Below are 4438 nucleotides of genomic sequence, written 5' to 3'. Positions count from 1 at the left end.
GGGCATACGTACCGCACGCCCCACCCCGCTCCCGCCCGCTGCCTACCGCCAACGGCCCGTACCCGTAAGCCCGTTCAGCGCAGGAACGCTGCCGCGACGCCCGCGTCCACGGGGATGTGCAGGCCCGTGGTGTGCGTGAGGTCGCCGCCGGTCAGCGCGAACACCGCGTTCGCGACGTGCTCGGGCAGCACCTCCCGCTTGAGCAGGGTGCGTTGGGCGTAGAACTCGCCGAGCTTCGACTCCTCGACGCCGTAGACCGCCGCGCGCTGGGCGCCCCAGCCGCCCGCGAAGATGCCGGAGCCGCGCACCACACCGTCGGGATTGATGCCGTTGACACGGATGCCGTGGCTGCCCAACTCGGCTGCGAGCAAACGGACTTGGTGGGCCTGGTCGGCCTTGGTCGCGGAGTACGCGATGTTGTTGGGGCCGGCGAAGACCGCGTTCTTCGAGGCGATGTAGACGATGTCGCCACCCATGTCCTGCTCGGTCATCACGCGCGCGGCCTCGCGGGAGACCAGGAACGAGCCGCGGGCCATGATGCCGTGCTGGAGGTCCCAGTCCCGGGCGGTGGTCTCCAGCAGCGGCTTGGAGATCGAGATCCCCGCGTTGTTGACCACCAGGTCCACCCCGCCGAAGGCGAGCAGCGCCTGCTCGAAGGAGGAGGTGATCTGCTCCTCGGAGGTCACGTCGACGGTCACCGCGACGGCCTTGTCCGGGCCGCCCAACTCCTCCGCGACGGCAGCTGCGTTCGCCGCGTCGAGATCGGCGACGACCACGCAGGCCCCTTCGGCCACCAGCCGGTGCGCGATGGCCTTGCCGATGCCCGAGCCGGCCCCGGTGACCAGCGCGATCCGGGTGGCCAGCGGCTTGGGCGCCGGCATCCGCCGCAGCTTGGCCTCCTCCAACTCCCAGTACTCGATACGGAACTTCTCCGACTCCTCGATCGGCTGGTACGTCGAGACCGCCTCGGCGCCGCGCATGACGTTGATCGCGTTGACGTAGAACTCGCCAGCCACACGCGCGGTCTGCTTGTCCTTGCCGTAGCTGAACATGCCGACGCCCGGCACCAGCACGATCGCCGGGTCCGCGCCGCGCATCGCGGGGGAGTCGGGCGCGGCGTGCCGCTCGTAGTAGGCGGCGTACTCCGTGCGGTACTCCGCGTGGAGCTCCCGCAGCCGGGCCTTGGCCGCCTCCAGCGGGGCGGTCGGCGGCAGGTCCAGCACCAGCGGGCGGACCTTGGTGCGCAGGACGTGGTCGGGGCAGGACGTGCCGAGCGCGGCCAGCCGGGGGTGCTCGGCGCGGGAGAGGAAGTCCAGCACCTCGGGGGTGTCGGTGAAGTGGCCGACCTGCGGGCGGTCGGCGGAGGCCAGGCCGCGCAGCAGCGGCGCCAGCGCGGCCGCCCGTGCCTGCCGCTCGTCGGCCGGCAGCGGCTCGAAGCCGTCCAGCGCCGGGCCGAACGGCTCGGCCTTGCCGCGCTGTTCGAGGAAGGTCTCGGCGGTGCGGATGATGTGCAGCGAGTTGCGCTCGCACTCCTCGCTGGTCGCGCCCCACGCGGTGATGCCGTGGCCGCCGAGCACGCAGCCGATCGCCTTGGGGTTGGCCTGCTTCACCGCGGCGATGTCCAGGCCGAGTTGGAAGCCGGGGCGGCGCCACGGCACCCACGCCACGGTGTCGCCGAAGCACTCCTTGGTGAGCGCCTCGCCGTCGGCCGCGCAGGCCAGCGCGATACCGGAGTCGGGGTGCAGGTGGTCGACATGGGCGGCGTCCACCAGGCCGTGCATCGCGGTGTCGATCGAGGGAGCCGCGCCGCCTTTGCCGTGCAGGCAGTAGTCGAACGCGGCGACCATCTCGTCCTCGCGCTCGACGCCCGGGTAGACCTCGGTGAGCGCGCGCAACCGGTCCAGGCGCAGTACCGCAAGGCCCGGTTCGCGCAGCGTGCCGAGGTCGCCGCCGGAGCCCTTGACCCACATCAGCTCGGTGTCGGCACCGGTCACCGGGTCGGGGGCGGTGCCCTTCGCGGAGGTGTTGCCACCCGCGTAGTTGGTGTTGCGAGGGTCGGCGCCCAGTCGGTTGGAGCGCGCGAGCAGCGCCGCTGCCTCGGGGGAGAGGGTCATGACGGTCGTCTTCCTTCGGGTCCGGGTCCGGGTCGGGTTCCGGTTTCGCGGGTGAGATCGGGCGGGTCGAGCGTGGTCGGACGAAATCGGCTGGAGCTGGCGGGAGTTGGAGGAGTTCGCAGGGGATCGGTCGGGTTCGTACGTGTTCGTATCTGGTCGTACGGAATCGGGCGGACTTCGGTGCGTCGGTCGAGCCTACGGCGCCGCGCTGTGCGGGTGCCCCCGGGAGCGTACGGCGTGCCCCCAACGCCGGTGCACATAAAGTGAGTTACGCGCCCCAGCCGGCCTGCGTGCCGCCGACGCGCTCCGCGACGATCCGCTCCTGGTAGCCGGAAGCCCGGTAGGCCGCCAGCGGGTCGGGGTCGAGCCCCTGCTCCTGGCGCACCTCGGCGAGCAGCGGCCGTACGTCCGTGTCGTACGCGTCCATCAGCACCGCGTTGGCGCCCAGTACGTCGCCGGCGGCCTGGGCGGCCCGCAGCGCGTCCAGGTCGACGAGCAGCGCCTTCGCGGTGGCCTCCTGGACGTTCATCACCGAGCGGATGACCGCGGGGATCTTCCCCTCGATGTTGTGGCACTGGTCGAGCAGGAACGCGACCCCGGTCTCCGGTGCGAAGCCGCCGTTCTTGGCGACCTCGTGCAGGATGCGGAAGAGCTGGAACGGGTCGGCCGCGCCCGCCATCAGGTCGTCGTCGGCGTAGAAGCGGGAGTTGAAGTCGAAGCCGCCGAGCTTCCCCTGCCGCAGCAGGAACGCGACGATGAACTCGATGTTGGTGCCCGGCGCGTGGTGCCCGGTGTCCACCACGACCTGCGCCCGCTCGCCCAGGGTCAAGCAGTGCGCGTACGAAGTGCCCCAGTCCGGCACGTCGGTGGTGTAGAACGACGGCTCGAAGAGCTTGTACTCCAGCAGCATCCGCTGCTCCTCGCCGAGCCGTTCGTACACCTCGGCGAGTGCTTCGGCCAGGCGGTCCTGGCGGGCGGTGATGTCGTCCTGGCCGGGGTAGTTGGTGCCGTCGGCGAACCACAGTTTCAGGTCGCGCGAGCCGGTCGCGTCCATGATGTCGATGCAACTCAGCAGGTGGTCAAGGGCCTTGCGGCGCACCCGCGGGTCGGGGTTGGCCACCGAGCCGAGCCGGTACGCGTCGTCCTGGAAGACGTTCGCGTTCACCGCGCCGAGCCGGAGCCCGCGCTCCTTCGCGTGCCGGGCCAGCGCGTCGTAGTCGCCGACCGCGTCCCACGGGATGTGCAGGGAGACCACCGGGGCGGCCCCGGTCGCGGCGTGCACCTGGGCGGCGTCGTCCAGCTTCTCGAACGGGTCCCGGGGCACGCCCGGTTCGGCGAAGACCTTGAACCGGGTGCCGGAGTTGCCGTACCCCCAGGACGGGGTCTCGATCACCTGGGACCTCAGTGCCGCTTTCACCGCCGACAGATCAGGCATGTGCGACCCTCCGCCGACGGTTTGAAATGAATCGATTCACGTCACGAAGATAGGGGCGTGCCGAAACGCTGTCAAGGCGTACGCCGCCCGATCTACGGCAGGTGGAATCCCGCCTCGGCGCTGTGCTTCGGCGGGTTCGCGCGGTGCGTGTCGAGGGGCGCTGAGAGGCGTCGAGGGGAGCGCGATGAATCATTTCACGCCGTGAAACGCAAGCGCGGCGCGCCGAAGCCGGAGGAGGCGGGCGCTCCGCGTCGTAATCCGCGGCCGGACGGCCGGCTGGCCGGTGCTCGGTGCGGTCCCGGGAAGCCGCGGGCGTGCCCGATGGCTTGATCCCAGGCAGGCAGGCAGGCAGGCAGGTCGGGCGGCCGGGTCCCAGACACGGCCGCCGCACCACCCGGAGGTGCGTGCGGCGGCCCACCAGCTGAAGGAACCAAAGCGGTCGTCCCGCCGGCTACCGCCCGATCGGGTTGAGGTAGGTGGCAGGGCGGGTGGCGCCGTCCTGCTTGAGGATCTGGCCGCCGAACGGCCACGTCAGGGTGAAGTGCTTCGTCTCGTTGGGCGGGGTGACCAGGAACTTCGCCGGGACGAACTTCTCCTTCTTCGGCGTGGACCTGGCGACCGGAGCCAGGGTGATGCTGAAGTCCGTCGTGTCCCCGTGCTTCAGGGTGATCTTCACGGGCTTCTGGGAGGAGCGCCGCAGCGACCAGGTGCCGTCGGTCTTCTGCGCGCCGACCATGTCGACACCGGCGAAGCCGGACACGGTGCAGGTGCGCTTGCTCGTGTTGGTGAACCAGATGTACGCCTGCGTCTGCTTCTTGGTCTGGTTCATCTCCGGCCTGGCGTCACCCCCCGTGGCGAAGCCGGCCTTCAAGTCGGCGGTGTGGCAGCG

General features: G+C 70.8%; 3 protein-coding genes. All 3 read right to left on the bottom strand.

Annotation, left to right across the window (positions count from 1 at the left end; all coding sequences use genetic code 11):
• Positions 1 to 74 precede the first annotated feature (74 nt).
• Complete coding sequence (locus tag AC13HU_RS32940; RefSeq protein WP_483045652.1) at positions 75 to 2114, bottom strand: bifunctional aldolase/short-chain dehydrogenase; 2040 nt, start codon at positions 2112 to 2114, stop codon at positions 75 to 77.
• A gap of 268 nt (positions 2115 to 2382) precedes the next feature.
• Positions 2383 to 3549: an L-rhamnose isomerase gene (gene rhaI / locus AC13HU_RS32935; protein WP_483045651.1), complete on the bottom strand. Its 1167-nt coding sequence runs from the start codon at positions 3547 to 3549 to the stop codon at positions 2383 to 2385.
• Positions 3550 to 4000: 451 nt separating this feature from the next.
• On the bottom strand, positions 4001 to 4438 hold a 438-nt coding region (locus AC13HU_RS32930; protein ID WP_483045650.1), incomplete at its 5' end, for a DUF4232 domain-containing protein.

This window comes from Streptomyces sp. NH27 (genome assembly GCF_056859195.1).
This window is presented reverse-complemented; position numbering and strand designations above follow the sequence as displayed.